The organism is Corynebacterium sp. p3-SID1194, assembly GCF_025144155.1.
Classification (GTDB): domain Bacteria; phylum Actinomycetota; class Actinomycetes; order Mycobacteriales; family Mycobacteriaceae; genus Corynebacterium.
This window is the reverse complement of sequence record NZ_JALXWY010000007.1, coordinates 76,263-98,775: the sequence shown is the minus strand read 5'-3', so window position 1 is coordinate 98,775 and position 22,513 is coordinate 76,263. Positions and strand designations below refer to the sequence as shown.

19 protein-coding genes are annotated in these 22,513 nt (G+C 62.4%); 8 read left to right on the top strand and 11 right to left on the bottom strand.

Translation table 11 applies throughout. The features are described from left to right. The first annotated feature begins 10 nt into the window (after window positions 1-10). Window positions 11-2,227 (top strand): cation-translocating P-type ATPase, encoded by a 2,217-nt coding sequence (locus M3G19_RS06765; protein ID WP_259901857.1) that lies wholly within the window; start codon window positions 11-13, stop codon window positions 2,225-2,227. A gap of 53 nt (window positions 2,228-2,280) precedes the next feature. Next, window positions 2,281-3,609 (top strand): MFS transporter, encoded by a 1,329-nt coding sequence (locus tag M3G19_RS06760; protein WP_259901804.1) that lies wholly within the window; start codon window positions 2,281-2,283, stop codon window positions 3,607-3,609. 21 nt (window positions 3,610-3,630) lie between these two features. Here the strand turns inward: M3G19_RS06760 and dnaB are convergent, their stop codons facing one another. The 8 genes from dnaB to M3G19_RS06720 form a co-directional block, all read right to left on the bottom strand. Further along, a complete protein-coding gene (dnaB, locus tag M3G19_RS06755) occupies window positions 3,631-5,163 on the bottom strand; it encodes a replicative DNA helicase (protein WP_259901802.1) in 1,533 nt (510 codons plus the stop codon). A gap of 545 nt (window positions 5,164-5,708) precedes the next feature. Further along, window positions 5,709-6,161, bottom strand: coding sequence for a 50S ribosomal protein L9 (rplI, locus tag M3G19_RS06750; RefSeq protein ID WP_210576055.1), 453 nt, complete (start codon window positions 6,159-6,161; stop codon window positions 5,709-5,711). Window positions 6,162-6,210: 49 nt separating this feature from the next. Beyond that, window positions 6,211-6,792 (bottom strand): single-stranded DNA-binding protein, encoded by a 582-nt coding sequence (locus M3G19_RS06745; protein WP_259901799.1) that lies wholly within the window; start codon window positions 6,790-6,792, stop codon window positions 6,211-6,213. Window positions 6,793-6,937: 145 nt separating this feature from the next. After that, window positions 6,938-7,228, bottom strand: coding sequence for a 30S ribosomal protein S6 (gene rpsF / locus M3G19_RS06740; RefSeq protein ID WP_210576076.1), 291 nt, complete (start codon window positions 7,226-7,228; stop codon window positions 6,938-6,940). A 123-nt stretch (window positions 7,229-7,351) separates the two neighbouring features. Then, the gene (locus tag M3G19_RS06735; protein ID WP_259901798.1) at window positions 7,352-7,810 is read right to left on the bottom strand and encodes a DUF4258 domain-containing protein; all 459 of its coding nucleotides are present in this window, start codon (window positions 7,808-7,810) and stop codon (window positions 7,352-7,354) included. 194 nt (window positions 7,811-8,004) lie between these two features. Next, a complete protein-coding gene (locus M3G19_RS06730) occupies window positions 8,005-9,441 on the bottom strand; it encodes a glycosyltransferase family 87 protein (RefSeq protein WP_259901855.1) in 1,437 nt (478 codons plus the stop codon). Window positions 9,442-9,565: 124 nt separating this feature from the next. Beyond that, a complete protein-coding gene (locus M3G19_RS06725) occupies window positions 9,566-11,794 on the bottom strand; it encodes a transglycosylase domain-containing protein (RefSeq protein WP_259901853.1) in 2,229 nt (742 codons plus the stop codon). A 189-nt stretch (window positions 11,795-11,983) separates the two neighbouring features. Continuing rightward, window positions 11,984-12,379, bottom strand: coding sequence for a DUF5318 domain-containing protein (locus tag M3G19_RS06720; protein WP_259901796.1), 396 nt, complete (start codon window positions 12,377-12,379; stop codon window positions 11,984-11,986). A gap of 111 nt (window positions 12,380-12,490) precedes the next feature. Here M3G19_RS06720 and M3G19_RS06715 point away from each other — a divergent pair, with 111 nt between their 5' ends. From M3G19_RS06715 to M3G19_RS06705, 3 genes are all read left to right on the top strand, one after another. Then, a complete protein-coding gene (locus tag M3G19_RS06715) occupies window positions 12,491-12,949 on the top strand; it encodes a MarR family winged helix-turn-helix transcriptional regulator (RefSeq protein WP_259901792.1) in 459 nt (152 codons plus the stop codon). Window positions 12,950-13,045: 96 nt separating this feature from the next. Next, a complete protein-coding gene (locus tag M3G19_RS06710; RefSeq protein WP_259901791.1) occupies window positions 13,046-14,008 on the top strand; it encodes a universal stress protein in 963 nt (320 codons plus the stop codon). Between the two features lie 25 nt (window positions 14,009-14,033). Beyond that, on the top strand, window positions 14,034-14,564 hold the full coding sequence (locus tag M3G19_RS06705; protein WP_259901790.1) for a hypothetical protein: 531 nt from the start codon (window positions 14,034-14,036) through the stop codon (window positions 14,562-14,564). A gap of 6 nt (window positions 14,565-14,570) precedes the next feature. On the opposite strand, the gene M3G19_RS06700 is transcribed toward M3G19_RS06705, so the two are convergent. The 3 genes from M3G19_RS06700 to M3G19_RS06690 form a co-directional block, all read right to left on the bottom strand. After that, window positions 14,571-15,446 (bottom strand): rhodanese-related sulfurtransferase, encoded by an 876-nt coding sequence (locus tag M3G19_RS06700; RefSeq protein ID WP_259901788.1) that lies wholly within the window; start codon window positions 15,444-15,446, stop codon window positions 14,571-14,573. A gap of 11 nt (window positions 15,447-15,457) precedes the next feature. Further along, the gene (locus tag M3G19_RS06695) at window positions 15,458-16,951 is read right to left on the bottom strand and encodes a DUF1846 domain-containing protein (RefSeq protein ID WP_259901786.1); all 1,494 of its coding nucleotides are present in this window, start codon (window positions 16,949-16,951) and stop codon (window positions 15,458-15,460) included. A gap of 119 nt (window positions 16,952-17,070) precedes the next feature. Next, window positions 17,071-19,275 (bottom strand): malate synthase G, encoded by a 2,205-nt coding sequence (locus tag M3G19_RS06690; RefSeq protein ID WP_259901784.1) that lies wholly within the window; start codon window positions 19,273-19,275, stop codon window positions 17,071-17,073. A 479-nt stretch (window positions 19,276-19,754) separates the two neighbouring features. Between M3G19_RS06690 and aceA the strand changes: the two genes are divergently transcribed. The 3 genes from aceA (at window position 19,755) to M3G19_RS06675 (ending at window position 22,511) form a co-directional block, all read left to right on the top strand. After that, window positions 19,755-21,047, top strand: coding sequence for an isocitrate lyase (gene aceA / locus M3G19_RS06685; RefSeq protein ID WP_259901782.1), 1,293 nt, complete (start codon window positions 19,755-19,757; stop codon window positions 21,045-21,047). 143 nt (window positions 21,048-21,190) lie between these two features. After that, on the top strand, window positions 21,191-21,688 hold the full coding sequence (gene rraA / locus M3G19_RS06680; RefSeq protein ID WP_259901781.1) for a ribonuclease E activity regulator RraA: 498 nt from the start codon (window positions 21,191-21,193) through the stop codon (window positions 21,686-21,688). Between the two features lie 10 nt (window positions 21,689-21,698). Continuing rightward, window positions 21,699-22,511 carry an Fpg/Nei family DNA glycosylase gene (locus M3G19_RS06675; RefSeq protein WP_259901776.1) on the top strand — a complete coding sequence of 271 codons (813 nt, stop codon included), beginning with the start codon at window positions 21,699-21,701 and terminating at the stop codon, window positions 22,509-22,511. Window positions 22,512-22,513 lie beyond the last annotated feature (2 nt).

The window sequence follows — 22,513 nt, the reverse complement described above, 5'->3', positions numbered from 1 at the left end:
CGTGACAGGAATGACGTGCACGTCGTGTTCGTCGCGTGTGCAGCGGAAGCTGAACAAGGTCGACGGTGTCGAAGCAAACGTGAATTTCTCTACCGAGACCGCGTCGGTGGACTTCGACCCCGGCAAGACTGACCGGGCCTCGCTGATCCAGGTGGTCCGCGACGCCGGTTACGATGCGTTCGCGATGTCGGCTACCGAGCCCGGCGCGGAAGAGACCTCCGGCAGCTCCGCAAACAGCACCGATTCCATGAACAGCATCGACTTGGCCCGCGAGAACGAGGCCGCCGAGCTGAAGCGGACAGTGATCTGGTCGGCGCTGCTGGCCGTCCCGATCATGCTGGTCTCCATGATCCCGGCCCTCCAGTTCACCTATTGGCAGTGGGCGGTCTTCACCCTGACCACGCTGGTGTATGTCGTGGCGGGCGCCCCCTTCCACCGCGCGACCTGGACGAACCTGCGCCACGGCGCAGTCACGATGGACACCTTGATCAGTCTGGGCACCACCGCCGCCTACATCTGGTCGGTGTGGGCGCTCTTCCTCGGCAATGCCGGCGAGCCGGGCATGACAATGGAGATGCACATCTTCTCCCGGGCAGGCTCCGGGTCGCACGGGATGGACGAGATCTACCTCGAGACTGTCGCCGTGGTGATCACATTCCTACTGTTGGGTAGGTGGTTCGAGGTCAAGGCAAAGGGCAGGTCCTCGGAAGCCCTGCGCGACCTGGCAACGATGGGCGCGAAAGACGCAGCTGTCATCCGCGACGGACAGGAAATCCGTGTTCCGGTTTCGCAGCTGGCTGAAGGCGACCAGTTCGTGGTGCGCCCGGGCGAGAAGATCGCCACGGACGGCAAAGTGATCGCCGGTCACTCGGCGGTAGACAATTCGATGCTCACCGGCGAATCCGTCCCGGTGGAGGTCACCGAGGGTGACACCGTCACCGGCGCGACGGTGAACCAGACCGGCCGGCTCGTCGTCGAGGCGACCCGCGTCGGCGCGGAGACCACCCTGTCCCGCATGAGCGAGCTGGTGCGGCAGGCGCAGGCGGGGCAGGCGCCCGTCGAAAAGCTTGTGGACCGTATTTCGCGCGTCTTCGTCCCTACCATCATCGTTATCGCGCTGGTCACACTGGCGGTGCACCTGCTGCTGGGGCACCCGTCCCCGCAGGCGTTCTCGGCGGCGGTGGCGGTGCTGATCATTGCGTGCCCGTGCGCGCTTGGGCTGGCCACACCGACGGCGATTCTCGTCGGCACCGGCCGCGGCGCGCAGATGGGCCTGTTGATCAAGGGCCCGGAGATCCTCGAATCAACTCGCCGCGTGGACACGATCGTGCTGGACAAGACCGGCACAGTCACTACCGGCGAGATGACGGTGTCCGACGTTGAGCCAGCGGAGGGATTCACCGCCGACCACGTCCTCGCGCTCGCCGCGGCAGTCGAGTCCGGCTCCGAGCACCCCATCGCGCGGGCGATCGTCGCTGCGGGCGCCGACCTGCAGATTCCGGAAGCCACAGACTTCAGCAGCACACCAGGTCAGGGCGTAAGCGCGGTTATTAGCGGCTCCCCTGTCACCGTCTCGCGCGGCACCGGTGAGAGTGCCCGGGCACTGGAGAAGGACGGTGCCACCGCGGTGTCCGTGACAGTCGACGGCGCCGATGCCGGCGTGATCGCGGTGCGCGACACGGTTAAGGAATCCTCCGCTCAGGCGATCGCGGAGCTGCGCGAACTTGGGCTCACCCCGCACTTGCTCACCGGCGATAATCCTGGTGCCGCCCGAGCAGCGGCCGAGGCTGTCGGAATCGACGCTGACAATGTGACGGCATCGGTGATGCCGGAGGAGAAGGTGGATGTCGTCGATAAGCTGCGCGCTGAAGGCAAGGTCGTAGCGATGGTCGGCGACGGCGTGAACGACGCTGCCGCCCTGGCCACCGCGGACTTGGGCCTGGCCATGGGATCGGGCACAGACGTCGCGATCGAGGCCGCTGACATCACCCTGATGGGCGACGACCTGCGGTCCGCCGCTGACGCGATCCGGCTCTCGCGCGCGACGCTGCGCACGATCAAGGGCAATTTGTTCTGGGCTTTCGCGTACAACGTGATCCTCGTGCCCGTCGCCGCGTTCGGATTGCTCAACCCCATGCTGGCGGGCATTGCAATGGCGTTCTCCTCGGTGTTCGTGGTGACGAACTCGCTGCGGCTGAACCGATTCCGAGCCGGCAGGTCTGAATAGATATCCCTTATTCTCTTCTATCTGCCGATTAGTGCTGGCTATTATTTGGGTGCATGAGCATTACAGCCAGCACAAATGATCTTTCCCGGAATGAGCGGCTCGACCGTCTTCCCGTCACCGGCAAACACAAGCGCCTGCTCGTCGGCTCGGGCATCGGGTGGGCACTCGACGCGATGGATGTCGGGCTCGTGTCCTTCATCATCGCTGCCCTGGCTGTGCACTGGGACCTGGATAAGTCCACCACATCCTGGATCGCGTCGATCGGCTTTATCGGCATGGCCATCGGCGCTTCCCTCGGCGGGCTCCTTGCCGACAAGATCGGCCGCCGGCAGGTCTTCGCCGCGACTCTGTTGCTCTATGGCCTGGCCACGGGCGCGTCAGCCCTGGCGTGGTCCGTCGGCGCGCTCATGGTCTTCCGCTTCCTCGTCGGTCTCGGGCTGGGCGCGGAACTTCCCGTCGCCTCGACGCTGATCAGCGAATTCTCCCCGCGCAAGGTTCGCGGACGCATGGTCGTCCTGCTGGAGGCATTCTGGGCGGTCGGGTGGACCATGGCCGCTGTGATCGGCACCTTTGTCGTCTCGCAAAGCGACAACGGGTGGCGCTGGGGTTTCGCGCTCGGCACAGTCCCCGCTCTTTATGCCATCTACGTGCGGCTCGGCCTGCCCGAATCGGTGCGGTACCTCGAATCAGTCGGCCGCCACGACGAAGCGGAAGCCATCGTCCGCTCCTTCGAACAGGACGCTGACCCTGCCGCGATCGACCACTCCCCCGCCCCGGCTGCCAGTCCCGAGGACGCGCGCGACGGCATCTGGGGGCCGGCACTGCGCCGCCGGACCGCCGCATTTTGGGCCGTCTGGTTCGGTGTCTCTTTGTCGTACTACGGCGCGTTCATTTGGATACCGTCCCTGCTGGTTGATCAAGGGTTCACGCTGGTGCGATCTTTCACGTTCACACTGATCATTACCGTCGCGCAGTTGCCGGGCTACGCCGCGGCCGCCTGGCTGATCGAGGTATGGGGCCGCCGGATCACTCTGTCTGCTTTTCTCGCTGGATCCGCACTCGCCGCAGTGCTCTACGGCTTCGCTGCCGCGCCGTGGCAGATTATCGCGGCAGGCTGCCTGCTGTCATTTTTCAATCTCGGTGCCTGGGGCGCGCTGTATGCGATTGGCCCGGAGCTCTACCCCACCTCCGTCCGCGCAACCGGCACAGGCGCCGGCGCTGCTTTCGGGCGCATCGGCTCCATCATTGCGCCGCTCATCGTCCCGCCCGTTCTCGCATTCGGCGGCCCGTCTGCCGTATTCGGTATCTTCGCCGGCGCTTTCGCCCTTGCCTGCATCGCCGCGTTCACGTTGCCGGAGCAACGCGGGAAAGCATTGGGATAAAGCGCTAGCCCTGCATGGGCGCTAACCGCGGGCCATGTTGACGAAGCGCGAGTAATGCAGCTGGTGCGCAACCGCGATCGTGTCGATCGGACCGCCGCGGTGCTTCGCGATGATGATGTCTGCCTCACCTGCGCGCTCATTATCGCGGTCCTGCGAATCCGGACGGTACAGCAGCATGACGATGTCGGCGTCCTGCTCCAACGAACCCGACTCACGCAGGTCCGCCAACTGCGGGCGCTTGTCGGTGCGGGCCTCCGGGCCACGGTTCAGCTGTGAGATCGCGATAACCGGGACCTCTAGCTCCTTCGCCAGCAGCTTGAGCTGACGCGAGAATTCCGAGACCTCCTGCTGACGGGATTCGACCTTGCGGCCGGAGCTCATCAGCTGCATGTAGTCGAGCACCACGAGGTCCAGCCCGTGCTGCTGCTTCAGACGACGCGCCTTCGAGCGGATCTCCATCATGGTCAGATTGGGCGAGTCGTCGACGAAAATCGGCGCGGCCTGAATCTCGCGAAGACGCTGAGTAAGCTTCTCCCAGTCGGATTCTTCCATCTGGCCCGAGCGCATCGCCGCTAGCTTGATCTCCGTCTCAGCCGAAAGCAGACGCATGACGATCTCGGAAGCGCTCATCTCCAACGAGAAGATCACCGACGTCAGGCCGTTGTGGATCGAACACGACCTCACGAAATCCATGGCCAGCGTCGACTTACCAACACCCGGACGCGCTGCGACGATGATCATCTGCCCTGGGTGCAACCCATTAGTCAGGCGGTCCAGATCGATAAAGCCCGTGGGCACGCCGGCGGCGAGACCGCCGTCCTTCTCGTAGGCCGCCAATTCATCCACCGTCGGCTTGAGCAAGTCAGCCAGCGCGCGGTAGTCCTCCCCTGTCTTCTGCTGAGCGACGGCAAAGACTTCCTGCTGGGCACGGTCCACGAGGTTCTCAATCTCCATGCCCTCCGCACCGTCATAACCGAGTTGAGCCACACGGGTACCGGCATCGACCAACTGTCGCAGGGTGGACTTCTCCCCCACAATGTCCGCGTAGTACCGCGCGTTGGCCGACGTGGGAACCTCTGAGATCAGCGTGTGCAGGTACGGGGCGCCACCGGCACGCTCTAGCTGATTCAGGCGGTCGAGGCGGCCGCTGACGATCAGCACGTCAACCTCGGAGCCTTGCGAGTACAAATCCAGGATGGCCTGGTAAATCAGCTGGTGCGCTGGGAAGTAGAAGTCCTCTACTCGGAGGAGCTCAATGACGTCGATCACCGTGTTGGGGCTCAGCAGCATGGCGCCGAGAACGCCCTGCTCTGCCTTTCGGTCATGCGGGGGCTGGCGGTACTCGCTCAAATCATCGCGGTCCTGAGTGAAGCCTTTTCCACGGCCATAACGCGAAGATCCACTTGAGCGCCCAGAATCACCCCGGTAATCCTCGGGCGGACCATCAGTCGGCTCCGGCGGCAGAGGAACCGCCTCATCGGCGAAGCTGTCCCCACCGGCCTGGTTGTCCTGCGCCGAATTTCCGCCGGCCGTTCCCGCTGTCCCCGATGCCATATTTTCCCGCTCCTTCACGTTGTCAGCTCGTGTGAAATGTTACCCGCCGGGGTGAACCAGACCGTCCTCGCGCAACCCTTTGACCCCCATCGAAACCGAGTTATCCACAGCCCCCTGTGAATAATCAACGCGAATCGCACGATCCATTCCACACCCCACCACCCATGCCTGTGGATAAATTGTGGATAACTCCACACCCTATCCCCACAGTGCACGAAACCTGCATTACAGCGCATTATTATTCACGCGGTTCAAGTATCATTAGCGGTGAATAACTTCATAACCAGCGGGTTTGACAAGGCCAAAACAACCCCTAATAGATGCCCAAACCAGTGCATATCAGACGCCGGATCGCCCATTGAACTGGAGTTTTCCACCGGTTATCCACAAGCACCTGTGCGCAACCGCAGGTCAGCGGGCAGACCCCGGCGGCACCCCGAAAACCGCGCAAAAAGAGCGTGGGCCCCACTCCTCACAAGTGGGACCCACGCTCAAAGCTGTTGTCATTGGATCGCGTCAGACGCGATCGCCGTTAAGCGCGAAAACTAGGCGCTCACGACCTCGAAGTTCACCTTGCCCTCCACGTCATCGTGGAGTCGGACCTTGACCTGGTAGCCGCCGGTGCTGGTCACGAGACCCTTCGGCATGTTGATGCGGCGCTTGTCCAAGTTCGGACCGCCTGCTGCTGCAACGGCATCAGCGATGTCGGCCGGCTTGACCGAACCGAAGATCTTGCCGTTCTCAGCGGTGCGCACCTTGACGGTCACGCCCTGCAGCTGGTCGAGCTGGTCACGCAGTTCCTTCGCGTGATCCAGGTCGCGCACCTCGCGTTCCTGCTGGGTGCGCTTGATGTCCTCAATCTGCTTCTCTGCGCCACGGGTGGCCACGATAGCCAGGCCGCGCGGAAGCAGAAGGTTACGTCCGTAGCCGTCCTTGACCTCGACAATGTCGCCGGGTTCACCAAGGTTCTCAACGGCAGCGGTGAGGATCAGTTTCATAATCCTGACCTTTCCTTCTGAAAGTTGATGGTGTGTTTGTCGATGTGTTTTAGAACGGGGGCTCGTCGTCCATGCCGCCGAAACCGCCGGCAGGAGGTGCAGAGTTCCACGGGTCGTTTGCGGGCTGGCTGTTCTGCTGGCTGCCCTGGTTGGACGGGCCAGACTGGCCACCACCCTGGTTGCCGCCGCCACCGAATCCACCGGTGGACTTGCCGCCCTGGTTGCCGCCGAAGCCGCCACCAGATCGACCGGAGTTCCCGTCGCGGGAGTTCCGGGTCACGTTGGCGCTGGCGTATTTCAGGGAGGGACCAACCTCGTCGGCCTCAACCTCGAATACCGTGCGGTTTTCACCTTCACGGTTCTGGTAGGAGCGCTGCTTCAGGCGGCCATTGACAATGACGCGCATGCCCTTCGACAGCGACTCCGCAACGTTTTCCGCGGCCTCACGCCACACGTTGCAGGTCAGGAACAAAGCTTCGCCGTCTTCCCACTGGCCGGAATCACGGTTGTACACGCGCGGGGTGGATGCGATGCGGAAATTCGCCACCGCAAGCCCCGTCGGGGTGAATCGCAGTTCCGGGTCGGCAACGAGGTTGCCTACGACAGTGATTGGGGTATCGCCTTGTGCCATCTTTTCGTCCTTACCTTTTCGACCTTTTGAACAGTGTGCTGTATCGACGTTTATTTGCCGTGTGCAAGCTAGTCTATAGCCCACACCGAACACAGCCCGCGCGCTGGGGTTTTCACCTTCACGCGCCGTTCTAAAAGTTCAGCGCTTACTTGTTGTCGGTGCGCAGAACCTTGGTGCGGATGACAGTGTCGTTCAGGTTCAGACGACGGTCGAGCTCCTGGACGGTCTCGGACTCGCAGTCCAGGGTGACTACTGCGTAGACGCCCTCTTCCTTCTTGTCGATGGGGTATGCAAGACGGCGCTTGCCCCACACATCGACGTTCTCCACCGTGCCGTTATCCTTGCGGACAATCTCGAGGAATTTGTCCAGGGACGGGGCAACAGTGCGTTCATCCTGACTCGGGTCGAGAATGATCATTACTTCGTAGTGACGCACGGACCTCATCACCTCCTATGGTCGTTTCAATGGTTTCGGCCACCGCCCCTTATGGCGATGGCAGGAGGGTCGTTGCGTCAAGCAACCCGTCCAGCGTACCCCAGTGATCGACCGTGGAGAAAATCACGGTTTTTCTGGTCGGCTAGTCTCGTCTCGGCCGACTTCGCGGACCAATCCGTCCGGGTCAATATCGATGTCGATCTCGCCGACCTCGATCTCCCAATACCCGTCGTCGTCCCATTCAGTCTCAACGCCGGCGCCGCCTTTCTTCGCCTCGGCAAGCACGCGCTCCACGTCAGCTTCGGACACACCGTCCTCGGCCATCTCAGCCTCCGCTTCGCTGGTGTAGCCCGTCACCGCGTCCGGTAGCTCACCCTGCGCAGATCCTGCTGCGGGAGCCTGATCATGATTGTCGTCGGAGGTCATGGCCTCTTCAGTCGCGCCTTCTTCGGCAACGGCGGTTTCACTCGGTGCCTGGTCGGTTTTAGCGCCAGCATCTTCATCAGAAGTGCTGCTGCAGGCGACCAAGGAGAGGGAGAGAGCAGGTACGGCGATCAACGTCGTTAGTTTCTTCATGCTCATGATTGCCACCGTACGGATTCGCTGGAATCAGTCCACGATCTGGGCATATCCACTGGGCACCGCGTGAGTATAGTCCACGGCTTAGTGTCCCGCGTTCGGGGTGGCGACAAACACGGCGAGAAAGACGGGGACGAAGGTCATGAAGATGAATGCGGCTAAGCCGAGGCCGACGGAAAGCGCGGCCGGCTTCTTTTTCACGACTGTCCAGTAGCAGGCAGTGAAGAGACCGAATGCGATGAAGATGGAGCAGATTCCGAGGATTGTGGTCGCGGTGAGACCCATGTGCGTTTCGCCTCCTCCCAATCATCCGGGGTGGTGATCAGCGGATCGCAGCCGTAGTGAGCCTCGCGGACTTTGTCGCGGCGGCGGGCGTACATCTGCTGGACAACGAGCACCATGATGGCGATGATGAACGCATCGCGCGCAATCACAACGATATTGAGGACGCTGCCGGGCAGACCGAGGTTATCGGTGCCCATCATGTGCCACATCAGGATCGGCCAGACCATCATGTCCACAGTCATCCAAGACAGCAGGAGGCGCCAGTGGGGGAGAGCGAGCACTGCGGGCACGACGAACCACAGGGAGTACTGGGGGCTCCACACCTTGTTGAACAGCAGGAAGAAGCCGACGATGAGAACCACCAGTTCAGCGATGCGCGGTTCCTGCGGGGCTTTCAACCCAGCGATCAGCACGAACAGGCAGCCGAGAAGGAAGAGCACGAGGGTCACCGCGTTCAGGATGACGGGCGCGCCCTCGCCGGAGTCGAAACCGCCCCAGCCAGTCATGCGGGAGATCACGGCGTAGATCGTGGTCCATTCCCAGCCGCGGTCAGTATTGAGCCGCTGGAATTCGTGCCAGGAATCGTAATTGTGCAGCATGAGCGGCACATTCACCGCCAGCCACGTGGCCACGGCGCCGATCGTGAGCTTCACCCACGGCATGAGGTCGCGGCGGCGCAGGTACACGACGAGGTACGCGCCGAGCAGGAAAATCGGCCACATTTTGAACGCAGCGCCCGCACCAATGAGCACGCCAGCCAGCCAGAAACGCTTATTGCGCGCGGCGAGCATCGCGCCGACCGCGAAGGCAATCGAAGGAATGTCCCAGTTGGTGAATGCATGCATGATGAGCAGGGGAGAGGCCACCACGAGGATCGTGTCCCAGATGCGGTTGCCGGCCAGCTCCGCGACCATGCGCGCAGTGCCCACCCAGATCACGGCCATCACGAAAGCTGTCAGGTAGAAGTACCAGCCAGCGTCGGGCAAGAGCTTATCGACGACCGGGTACGTCGTCCTGGCGATCCACCCCATCAGCCCCTGGAACAGGCCGCCCAGAACCGGGTACTCCATATACCGGGTCAGGTCGCCTTCCACCCATGAGTAGTCGTAGACGAAGCCGGGCTGGTCGAGCCCGCGCCCGCCGTATAGCGGAACGATGTCGTTGTAGCAGAACGAGGTGTAGTGGCGGTTGCCGTCCCAGTTGAGCTGCATGGAGCCGTCGACAAGCTTGCCCCGCGCGCAATTGGATTTGAACAGGGCCCCGAGCGCGAGGAAGGTCCACGCGACTGCGATGATGGCTCGAAGGGGAGTCCACCAGCGGCCGCGGCCGATCTGGGCGAAGCGGCCCATCGGCCCGCCGAGCGCGCGCACCACGCCAGCCGCCACTGGCTCAGTGGTGCCCGGCTGGACGCGGTCGGCCGGGTCGGGCCACCGCACGCCGTTGTGCTGGGGCAGGTCCTGCTTCGTGGTCACGCTATCCAACCAGGTCTTCGATCAAACCGCCGATGTCCACTTGCGGTTGCCGCTGAGCCGGCGGTGCTGGCGCGGGAGCCGGGGCGGGTGCTTCCGGTGCGGGGGCGGGAGCGGGAGCTCCCGGAGCCGGAGCCGGTTCATTCGGGTTCTCGACCTCCGGCGTCTCCGACGGAACTGCCCCGCCCGTGCCGTAATCGTAGGTCGGGGAGCTCGGTGTCGTACCTCCGCCGTACTTGCCGCCAGAGTAGGGGTTGATGCCCCAGTTGATCGGCTTCGCCTGAGGGAACTCCTCGTAGTCCTGGCCTTCGAGGACACCGTCGAGGACGCCCTTCCAGATCGCGCCCGGAGACATCGATCCGTACATATTGCCGCCCCACTGGTTGAAGATAGGGGAGGTGTTATCGGCGGTGCCCACCCACACAGCGACGGAGAGCTGCGGCGTGCCGCCGATCATCCAGGCATCCTTGTTATTTCCGGTGTCACCCATCTGGGCGGTACCCGTCTTAGCAATCGACGGGCGCCCGCCAGCCAGCGTCTTATTCGACCAGCCGGCGATCGGCTGCATCGCCTCGACGACATTGTCGGCGACCTGGCTGTTCACGCGGCGCTCCTTATACTCCGGATCGAATTCGTAGAGCACCTCACCGTCAGCGGTGGTGACGCGCTGGACGAAGTGCGGCGGGTGCCACACGCCGCGGTTGGTCAGCGTGGCCACGCCGGTGGCCATGTCGATCACGCGGGACTGGTACTGGCCCAGGATGATGCCGTCGTACGGGGCCTCGCCGTTCTCGGTCAGCGTGTGCGGAATATTCGGCAGCTCGCGAGCGACGCCGAGGGCGTGGGCCATATCGGCGGTGTCCATCGGGCCATCGTCCAGATCGGACTGCATGCGGATGAACGAGGTGTTGTAGGAGTTCTTCAGCGCCTCCGCCAAGGTGGTCACGCCGCCGTTGACGCCGGAGTCGTTGCCGATGGTGCGGTTGCCCACCGTCACCGGAGCCGAGTCGTAGTACGCCGACAGCGGAATGCCCTGCTGGAGAGCGGCCGCCAGGCCGAAGATCTTGAAGGCAGAACCGGTCTGCAGGCCGGCGTTGGCGTAGTCCCAGCCACTGGGGTCGTCGCCACCGTAGTAGCCCTTGATTGCGCCGGTAGCCGGATCCATGGCCACGACACCGGTGCGCGCATCCTCCTGCAGCAGCGAGAGCTGTTCCTCAGAAGTCTTGAGCACCTGGTCCTGTGTGCGCTGGTCGATGGTGGTGGTGATCTGCAGGCCGCGGTTGGTCACGTCGGCCTCGGTGATGCCCACCTGCTCAAGCTCTGCCATGACCTGGTTCTTGATCAGGCCGTTGGGGCCGGTGGCTTCGGTGTAGGCGGAGTAGGTCTGCGGGTCGCGCGTGTCCGGGAATTTCGCGCCGGCGCGTTCCTCAGGGGTGATCGAGCCCATGTCGACCATGCCGTCGAGCACGTAATTCCAGCGGTTCATGGAGTCCTGCTCGTTATTCCACGGATCGAGCTGGTTAGGCAGCTGAATGAGCCCTGCGAGCACGGCGCCTTCTTCGACGGTGAGCTCAGAGGCGGGCTTGCTGAAGTAGGCATTGGCGGCCGCTTGAATGCCGTAGGCGTTGCGGCCGAAGTAGATGGTGTTCAGGTAGCCGGCGAGGATTTCTTCCTTCGACCAATGGCGGGTCATCTTGATCGAGTAGACCAGCTCATTGAATTTGCGCTTGTACGAGCGCTCGTTGCCCACGATGGTGTTCTTCACGTACTGCTGCGTGATCGTGGAGCCGCCGCCGGCGGACGCGTCGCCGGTAATCTGACCGAGCACAGCACGACCGAAACCGGTGAACGAGAATCCGGAGTTCTCCCAGAAGTCGCGGTCCTCAGCGGCCAGGACGGCATCCTGGACATGCTTTGGCACCTCGTCGAGCGGGATCTGCTCGCGGTTACCCTCAGCGGGAACGATGCGGGCCAGCTGCGTTGTGCCGTCGTTGGCGAAGATGGTCGACACCTGGGCCGTTTCAATCTCGCCCGGGTGCGGCAGGTCCGCCTGGGTGTATTTCACGCCGAAAATGGACAGCGGCACCGCCAAGATGAGCACGAGCGCCAACACGAAAGCCGCGAGCCATTGGCCCTTGCGGCTCTTTTTCTTCTTTTTCTTTGCGGCCTTCTTACCGGACGTGGCCGGCGCTTTTTTAGCCTTGTCATCTTCCGACTTAGCGGATGCTTTCACGGTCGAGCCAGAACCCGACCCAGCACCAGCCTTCTTGGCTTTCTCGCTGTGCTTCGGCCCGGTACGGCCCTGCGTGCTCTTCTTCGCGGTGTCGCGGCGCGTTGCGTCCGACTTCTTCTTGCCGGAGTCGCTGCCGGCCTCTTTATCTCGGTCTCGTGCCAATTGAAGTATCCTGCCTACTCGATTCCTCTAGGACAGAGTACTTCCTCCGTCGCCGAATGACGGAACCGGAACGGCTTCGGCGGTGCTCAAAAGATAGTTCCAACGGCAATGCCCGCACACCTCGACGGTGTGGACGGTGAAGGGGCCACCGGTCTCGTCGATAAGCTCCGCGATTTCTGCTTCGCTGCGCGCGGACCCGGAACGGCGCCCGAGATTGTCTCCGTAGACCCACAAGACGGTGCGCATTGTTTTCTCGCAAATGGGGCAGGGCCGGTCGGAATCGACTCCGTGGTGCTCGCCGGCGGCGCGGAGAAGAAAATCCGCATCACAAAGCTCATCCCGGCTCTTCTTTCCTACGCGAAATTCACGCAGCGCAGAGCGCCTTTCCCATTCGTGGGAAACGATATGAACCAATTTGAACATTGCTACCAGCGTACTCTTCACGAGGTGATTGATGGCCCCGTCCGATGGTTCGGCGCAAGAAAGTGTGCACTGGCTTCTTAATTTCGGCGTTGAACACCTACACTATGTGGCATGTCAATAAACTCCGTCGAGGACGCGTACGCCGTCGCCAAAGAAATCCGTCCCTTCCTCACGAAACTCTACGTCGCTTATTTCCGTATTGCCGAGGCTTCGGACATTACCGGCCCGCAGCTCTCCATCATGGAGCGTCTCATCGAGACCGGCCCGATGCGCATTAGCCAACTCGCACAGGAGGAGGGCATCCGTATGCCCACCGCCTCGAACACGCTGCACCAGCTCGAGCAGCGCGATCTCGTGCACCGCGTCCGCGACGAGACGGACCGTCGCGGCGTGAAGGTGGAGATTACGGATAAAGGCATCAAGGAACACGACCGCGTTGCTGACGAGCGCACGCGCTACGTCGCCGAGATGATGGCGACCCTCGACCCGGAGTCCTTGGAACAGCTCAAGGCAGCTACTCCGGCTCTCGCCGAGCTCGCGCGCACGTACAACACGGGCAACCTCCATTAGCGCGAATCCCTGGTCGCAGCAGGGGCGAATTGTTTGCACAGTGGGGGGACATATAAAGTTAAGGCGTTGTTGGTCTTACATTAACGCCTGCGCTACATGGACATTTACCCCCTCACTCCTGAGCTCCTCCCGCACGTCGGTGAGGAGCGTCCTTTGCGCATCCTCGTCGGCTGGGACCAGTCGGGGGAAGAGGCCATCGAGTTCGCGGCCTGGCTCGCGCGCACCGCGAAATGCACGATCCGCGTCATCAGCACCGGCCCGCGCCCGTGGTCGTCGCTGCGCGGCAAGAACAGCAAGAAATACAAGAAGTGGCGCAAGCACACTGAAGACAAGCGCGTCGGCGATATCCGGCACGCACTCAAACAGCAGGTTCCGCGCGAAGCCTGGGACGATCAGTGGGCAGTCTTCCGGGACGGCAGTCCCCGCCACGAGCTGATCTCCGCGGAAGCGAAGCGTTTCAAGGCCGATCTCATTTTGCTCGGCTCGAAATCAAAGGCAAAGAAGGGCCGTTTCTTGGCCACCTCCACCGCAGACGCGATGATGCATTATTCGCCGATCTCCGTCGGTCTCGCACCGCGCGCTGTCAAACTCTCGAAAAAGGGCATCACCCGCGTCAATTACGCATTCCTCGATGAGCACAAGGACGCGTCCGCCCGCGGCATCCAGGTCGCGGCGTCGGTAGCCATGCTCCTCGACGTCGACCTGCGCATCATGGCATTCTCCCCGCGCCAGACGTACAAGCACGAAGCGGAATTCACCGCGAACGCACCGCTTATCGACGAATGGAATGAATCCTCCCTCGCCCTGCTCGACCGCGCCCGAGACTGTGTCAGTGACACCGCCGCACAAATCGGCATTCCAGAGCCGAAGAATTTTGAGGTGGACACCTCCGTCAGCGCCGGCGACGGCTGGAAAGCCGTGGTGAATTCCCAGAAGTGGAAGAAGGGCGACATTCTCTTCCTCGACTCCCAGCCCACCGAGCGGGCACGTGTGCTGACCAATCCGCGCACAGAGGACTTCCTCACCCACGCCCCCGTGCCCGTGGTCATTTTCCCGTGATTTTCTCGGGACTACACTGACTGGCATGTCCACCAGCACACCGCGACCACACGCGAACCCGCACGCCGGTCTGCGCCGGGACACTCCAGAGCACCCGGAGAACGACCTTCACGGGGCGGCCGACTACTACAACAAGGTGCGGCCGGAACCGCGCGACTTCGACGAGCTCGCCGACCAACCGGACCCGGTCGAGGTGAACGAACGCAACCGGGCTTCTACCCGCCAGGCAATCGTCTTCGCCGTGGCCACAGTGCTGGGCACACTGCTCTTCGGCGGTGCGCTCGCCCTCGTGGCGCGCCTCACCGGTGGCCCGCTGTGCGAAGCAGGGGAGGCGACGTGGCTGTGCAGTTCCGGCTGGCGCACCGCGTGGGCGGTTCTCTCCTCGATCCCGCCGCTCGTGGCCCTGCTGGCATGCGCCGTGATCATGGTGCGCAAGCTCAACCGCTATGAGCGGTGGGTGCCGTGGATGGGCGTGTTCTGGATCCCGATCGTGCCCTTCACAATGGCGTGGCTGATCCTCACCGTCAGCATTCTCGCCCAAGACAGTGTCGGCTAAAGCTCCCTAACTGCACGCCGGGCAGTACGGATTTTTCTCCCGGCACGTCTCGCAGCTGACGTACTGCTGCCTGCAATGCGGCTCATTCGCGCAGTTGTAGTGCTGGTTCGACGCTTCGCCACAGTGTGCGCAGTGACCGACTTGGACGAAGTCCTCGTCGTCCTCCGGGCCGAATTCGGTATGCATGCGCTTATCGAAGACATACAGCGAGCCTTCCCACAGGCCCTGGTTACCGAATTTCTCGCCGTAGCGGACGATGCCACCGTCGATCTGGTAGACCTCCTCGAAACCGCGGTTGATCATCAGCGAGGAGAGGATCTCACAGCGGATGCCGCCTGTGCAGTAGGAGATGACGGGCCTGTCTTTCATCCAGTCGTATTTGCCGGACTCGAGCTCCGCAATGAAATCGTGGGTGGTATTCACATCCGGCACGACGGCATTCTTGAATTTGCCGATCTCTGCTTCGTACGCGTTGCGCCCGTCAAAGAAGACCACGTCGTCGCGGGAGGACGCCAACTCGTTGACCTGTTCCGGCGAAAGGTGGGTGCCGCCGCCGACGACGCCGCGGTCGTCGACACGCAATTCTTCCGGCGTGCCGAAAGAGACGATCTCGTCGCGCACCTTCACGCTGAGTTTCGGGAAGTCCTCGGCCCCGCCTTCGGACCACTTGAACTCGATGCCGCGGAAGTACTCCTTTGTTTTTCGCACGTAGGCCTTGCAGGCGTCCATGTCGCCGCCGACGGTGCCATTGATGCCGTCGGGGGAGATGATGATGCGGCCGTTGAGCCCCAGCCCCTCGCACAGGTCGCGCTGCCACAAACGGATCGCTTCGGGGTCCGGGATCGGGCGGAACTGGTAGTAGAGCAGGATTTTGCTGGGCATGATGCCCCAGTCTACCGCCGGTGGTACAACGCCTTACGCCAGTACTGCGGCTCGGTGGTGGCCAGCACACCCAGGTTGCGGAAAATGCCCTCGTCCACCGAACCCAGAATCGTGGTGATGTGCGCGTCGCATCCGCGCAAGGACTGGAGTTGCTCCAGGGCGAGGCGAGCATTCTCGTCGGAATTCGCCGACGCGGACAGGGCGATGAGCACCTCGTCGGTGTGCAGGCGGGGGTTGCGCGAACCCAAGTAGCGGGTCTTCAGCGTCTGGATCGGCTCAATGGAATCGGGGGAGAGTAGGTGCACTTCATCGTCGATTCCCGCGAGCTTCTTCAAAGCGTTGAGCAGCACAGCCGCCGACGGCCCCAGCAGATCCGAGGTCTTGCCGGTGACGATCTCACCGTCGGGCAGCTCGAGCGCCGCACCCGGATTGCCCGTCTTTTCCGCCACAGCGAGCGCCGGGGCGACTACCGGACGGTCATCGACGGAGATTCCCGCCTTGCGCATGACATTCGCCGCACGGTCGGGCACTGCCGGGTCGACATCGCCCCGGCGCGCATCCACTTGCGCAGCCAAGAAGCGGCGGATGATCTCCTGGTTCGCGGCGTAACGGCAGGCATCGTCATCAGAAATGCAGTGCCCCGCCATATTCACGCCCATATCGGTGGGCGAGTGGTACGGCTCAGAACCAGTCGCCTCACGCAGCAATGCCTTGAGCAGCGGGAAGACCTCGATGTCGCGGTTGTAGGACGAGACCTGCTCGCCATAAGCCGCCAGGTGGTACTGGTCGATGACGTTGATATCGTCCAAATCCACCGTCGCCGCCTCGTACGCCAGGTTCACCGGGTGGGACAGCGGCAGGTTCCAGATCGGGAACGTCTCGAATTTGGCGTAGCCAGCTGCAATTCCACGCTGATTGTCCAGGTAGACCTGGCTGAGACACGTCGCCAGCTTGCCGGAGCCCGGGCCCGGCGCGGTCATCACCACGACATCGCGGGACGTCTCGACGTAGTCGTTGCGGCCAAAGCCGTCCTCGGAGACGATCCGCGAAATATCGTTCGGATATCCCGGAATGATGTGGTGCAGGCTAACTGTCACACCGAGGCGTTCCAGCTTGTCCCGGAATGCATCTGCCTGCTCAGTTCCGCTCTCGTACTGCGTGATCACCACATTGTCGACGAGGAATCCGCGTTCACGGAAGACGTCGATAAGCCGCAAAACCTCGTCTTCGTACGTGATGCCTAGGTCCGCGCGGACTTTCTGCCGCACGAGGTCGCCTGCACCGACGCACACGATGATCTCGATCTCGTCCTTGATGCGCTCGAGCATCGCGATCTTATTGTCGGGCGTGAAGCCGGGCAGCACGCGGGAGGCATGGTGGTCATCGAAAAGCTTGCCGCCCATCTCAAGGTAGAGCTTTCCTCCGATTGCTTTTCGACGCTCCGAGATGTGCTCCGACTGCATGTCGATGTATTTCTCGCGGTCGAAACCGATTTGGTACACCATCTTCCCGGCTATCTCCTTCGCGTCGATCCCTAGCGAGAATACGCGCGCAGGCCTGCATAGGTGAAGCGCACCACGCCCAAGCGGGCATGATGCGCTTCTACGTGCAGCGGTTCGTGCTGTTAAGCGATGCCGTTAGCTGCCTTGAACTCGCGGCGCTTCGCGTGCAGGATCGGCTCGGTGTAACCGGACGGGGACTCAGTGCCCTTGAGGATGAGGTCCTTTGCCGCTTGGAAGCCGATAGATGCGTCGTAATCCTTCGCCATCGGACGGTAGTTCGGGTCGCCGGCGTTCTGCTCGTCGACCTTGACTGCCATGCGCTCGAGCGAGTCGAGCACCTGCTCTTCGGTGACGACACCGTGCAGGATCCAGTTGGCCAGGATCTGGGAGGAGATGCGCAGCGTCGCGCGGTCCTCCATCAGGTCGACATCGTGGATGTCCGGCACCTTGGAGCAACCGACGCCCTGCTCGACCCAGCGGACCACGTAGCCCAGAATCGACTGGCAGTTATTGTCCAGCTCTTCCGCCTTTTCCTCGTCGGACCAGTTGTCGCCCGCGGTGTTGACCGGGACGGTGAGCAGGTCCTTCAAAGAATCTCGGCGGCCAGCTGCCCGCAGCTCGTCTTGCACCTCGTGGACATCCACCTGGTGGTAGTGGGTGGCGTGCAGGGTCGCGGCGGTCGGGGAGGGGACCCAAGCGGTGTTCGCGCCCTCACGCGGCTGACCGATCTTCTTTTCCAGCAGAGCAGCCATGTGGTCGGTCTCTGCCCACATGCCCTTACCGATCTGGGCGCGACCCGGCAGGTCGTGTGCAAGACCAGAGTCAACGTTGTGGTCCTCGTATGCCTGCTTCCACGGCGCGGTCTGCATGTCCGCCTTGCGCACCATCGGGCCAGCCTGCATGGAGGTATGGATCTCATCGCCGGTACGGTCCAGGAAGCCAGTGTTGATGAACACCAGGCGGTCAGCTGCAGCCATGATGCAAGCATCCAGGTTGACGGAGGTACGACGCTCCTCGTCCATGACACCGACCTTGACCGTGTTCTTCGGCAGGCCGAGGATTTCCTCGACGCGGTCGAAGATCTCGTTGGTGAACGCGACTTCCTCCGGGCCGTGCTGCTTCGGCTTCACGATGTACATGGAGCCGGTGCGGGAATTGCGGTGCGGGTTGTCCTCGCGCAGACCCGGGATGGCTGCTGCGACAGTGATCAGGCCGTCGAGCAGGCCCTCCGGGACCTCTTCGCCGTCGAGCAGGATCGCCGGGTTGGTCATCAGGTGGCCGACATTGCGGCACAGCATCATGACGCGGCCGTGCAGCGATTCTTCAGCGCCATCCTTCGTGGTGAACGTGATGTCGTCTGCCTGGGTGCGTTCAAAGGTCTTGCCGCCCTTGGTCACGGTCTCGGAGATATCGCCCTTGTTGAGGCCGAACCAGGTGTTGTATGCGGCAGCCTTGTCCGTGCCGTCAACAATTGCAACGGAGTCCTCAAAGTCCATAATCGCGGTCACAGCGGACTCGAGCAGAACGTCAGCAACACCAGCGCGGTCGGTCTTGCCCACCGGGTGCTCACGGTCGATCTGAATGATCAGGTGCAGGTTGTTATTGCGCAGAACAATGCCGGACGGGTCGTTCTTCTCGCCCTGGTAGCCGAGGTAAGCCTCCGGGTTCTTCAGTGAAACCTCGTTGCCGCCAGCGGTGATCTTCAATGCGCCGTCCTCTGCGACCTCGTAGGAATCGACATCGGCGTGCGATGCGCCGTCCAGCGGCACCGCCTCGTCCAGGAAGGTGCGGGCCCACTCGATCACGCGCTCACCGCGGACCGGGTTGTAGCCCTCACCCGGCTCAGCGCCACCGTCAGTCGGAATCGCATCGGTGCCATACAGTGCGTCGTACAGCGAGCCGTAGCGTGCGTTCGCAGCGTTGATGGCGAATCGGGCGTTGGTGATGGGCACGACCAGCTGCGGGCCGGCGACGTTGGCGAATTCCTCGTCGACATTCTCGGTGCGGATCGCGCCGTCAGCCGGCTGGTCCACCAGGTAGCCGATCGAGCGCAGGTACTCCTCGTGCGCGGTCGGGTCCGGCTGGCCCGGGTTCTCGCGGTAGTACTGGTCCATCGTGGCCTGCAGCTCATCGCGGCGTGCGAGCAGCGCCTTGTTCTTCGGGGTCAGATCAGCGAAGTACGTCGCAGCGTCGGCCCAGAACTTCTCGGCGTCGATGTTGATCTCCGGCAGAAGCTGCTCCGTCACAAAATCGTATAGCGGGCGTTCGACCTGAAGGCCGGCTGCTTCAACACGCTCGGTGCGGTCCTCAAATTGCGGCGTAGTCATCGAATGAGATCCTTTCAGCCAGTTGAAATGTTTGACACAAGTCTAAAGGTGCCTTTGTGCGCACGACACCACATTGAGTCTGCGGTGTTAGGTGAGCATTGTCCGCAAGATTAAGTGATTGTTGTCACCAGCGGTTAACTTTCTATTTCGATGACCCTATAACTACCCCCGAATTTGTGAATCCCGATGCCCAGACATGTCCGCTCGGCTGGACGCATGGTTTTTAATTCAACCGATCATTCATGCAGCACTTAGTGCTTTTTCTTTTTGGAGCTTTGTCCCGTTTGGGGGGATTTTCGTCATGCACAAGACTCATGTCCGCTAGTCAACTCACCCCCTCCACAACCGGAACCGGGGGTTTCTGTTGACGTTTCACGTGGCGCTTGGGAATACTAAGCATGAACGCCACGAGCGTGTCTCACTTCACTTTTTGGAGTGAGAGCCTTCTATCACACACCCAATGAAAGGGGACAAGCACTATGACCACCACTGGACAGGCTCGTACTGCTCAGGAAATCCAGAAGGACTGGGACGAGAACCCCCGCTGGAAGGGCGTAACCCGCAACTACACCGCAGAGCAGGTTGCTGAGCTGCAGGGCAACGTCGTCGAGGAGCAGACCCTCGCACGTCGCGGCGCTGAGATCCTCTGGGACGGCATCACCAAGGGCGACGGTTCTTACATCCACGCTCTGGGCGCCCTGACTGGTAACCAGGCTGTGCAGCAGGTTCGCGCTGGCCTGAAGGCTGTCTACCTCTCTGGTTGGCAGGTCGCTGGTGACGCTAACCTTTCCGGCAACACCTACCCGGACCAGTCCCTGTACCCGGCCAACTCTGTGCCGAACGTTGTCCGTCGCATCAACAACGCTCTGACCCGCGCTGACCAGATCTCCCGCGTCGAGGGCGATGACTCCGTGGACAACTGGCTCGTCCCGATCGTCGCTGACGGTGAGGCTGGCTTCGGTGGCGCTCTGAACGTCTACGAGCTGCAGCGCGCAATGATCCAGGCTGGTGCCGCTGGTACCCACTGGGAGGACCAGCTCGCTTCCGAGAAGAAGTGTGGCCACCTGGGTGGCAAGGTCCTCATCCCGACCCAGCAGCACATCCGTACCCTGTCCTCTGCTCGTCTGGCAGCTGACGTTCTCAACGTTCCGACCGTGGTCATCGGCCGTACCGACGCTGAGGCTGCAACCCTGCTGACCTCCGACGTCGACGAGCGCGACGCGAAGTTCCTGACCGGTGAGCGCTCCGCTGAGGGCTACTACTACGTCAAGAACGGCGTCGAGCCCTGCATCGACCGTGCGAAGTCCTACGCTCCGTACGCCGACCTGATCTGGATGGAGACCGGTACTCCGGACCTCGAGCTGGCGAAGAAGTTCGCCGACGGCGTCCACGAGGAGTTCCCGGACCAGCTCCTGGCCTACAACTGCTCCCCGTCCTTCAACTGGGCTTCCCACCTGGACGAGGAAGAGATCGCCAAGTTCCAGAAGGAGCTGGGCAAGATGGGCTTCGTGTTCCAGTTCATCACCCTGGCTGGCTTCCACGCCCTGAACTACTCCATGTTCGACCTGGCTCACGGCTACGCTCGCGAGGGCATGCCGGCATTCGTCGACCTGCAGAACCGCGAGTTCCAGGCTGCTTCCGAGCGCGGCTTCACCGCTGTGAAGCACCAGCGCGAGGTCGGCGCCGGCTACTTCGACCGCGTCGCTACCACCGTCGACCCGAACTCCTCCACCACCGCCCTGAAGGGCTCCACCGAGGAGGGCCAGTTCTAAATAGAACTGCCGCAACAGCCGGCTAATCCCGGCTGAGAATAAAAGGGACCTGCCTAGCCCACGGCGCAGGTCCCTTTCTCATTTCCGCACTACAACGGACGGTCCCAGCGTAGACTCGGGACCCAAACAGAAAGGAATTCCTCATGGCCGACATTCAGTTCATCCCCACCGCCGACATCGCCGATATCCACGACACGGAAGTGCGCAGCTGCGATATCCAGTTCCGCAATTTCGGCGGCACCGTCGATTTCTGCGGCGAGATCCACACCATTTCCTGCTTCCAGGACAACGGCCTTGTGAAGAAGACGCTGAACTCGCCGGGCGAGGGCAAGGTGCTCGTCGTCGACGGCCACGCCAGCATGCACACCGCGCTCATGGGCGACATGATCGCGGAAGCGGGTGTGAAGAACGGCTGGGCCGGCGTGATCATCAACGGCCCGATCCGCGATTCGGCCGAGGTGGCCAAGATGAATTTCGGCTGCAAGGCGCTGGGCTCCAACCCGCGCAAGTCCGCGAAGGACGGCGTGGGCAAGGAGAATATCGTGCTCCGTCTGGGCGGCATCGACTTCGTGCCGGGCGAGTACGTCTACGCCGATTCCGACGGTGTCGTCGTCTCCGCATCCCCGGTCGAGCCCAAGTAGAATCGGCTAAATGCCTGAAGGTCACGTTCTCCACCGCCTCGCCCGCACGCTCAACGCAGACTTCCGCTCGGGCCCGGTGGAGGTGACCAGCCCGCAGGGGAGATTCGCAACAGAAGCATCGCTTATCGACGGCACGCGTCTCCTCGAAGCCTCCGCCCACGGCAAGCACCTGTTTGTCACCTTCGGGCATGAACAGGATGCACCCGAGCACACGATCTATATCCACCTCGGCCTGATCGGTTCTTTGCGCTTCGAGCCCGCCGCCGACGAGTGGGGCCAGATGCGGCTACACATCTCCAACGGCGAGACAGCCGCCAACCTGCGCGGCCCGCAGAAATGCGAGCTGATGACGCCGGGGGAGGCGGCTGCGATCGTCGATAAGTCCGGCTTCGATCCGATCGTCGAGCTGGACCCGCCTGAGGCCCTGTGGGAACGCGTCCACCGTTCGAAGCGCACCATCGGTTCGATGCTGATGGACCAGAAGCTCTTTGCCGGCGTGGGCAATATCTACCGCGCGGAGGTGCTGTTCCGGCAGGGGATCGACCCCGCTCTGCCCGGCAATCAGCTCGACCGCGCGCAATTCGACGCGATCTGGACCGACCTGGCCGAGCTGATGGCTTACGGCGTCGACCACGGCCGCATTGACACCGTCCGCCCCGAGCACACACCCGAGGCGATGGACCGCCCACCCCGCAAGGACGATCACGGCGGCGAGGTCTATGTCTACCGCCGCGCTACCGACCCCTGCTATGTGTGCGGCGCCCCCATCGAGACGAGGGTGCTCGAGGGCCGCAAACTGTACTGGTGCCCCGAGTGCCAGTAGAT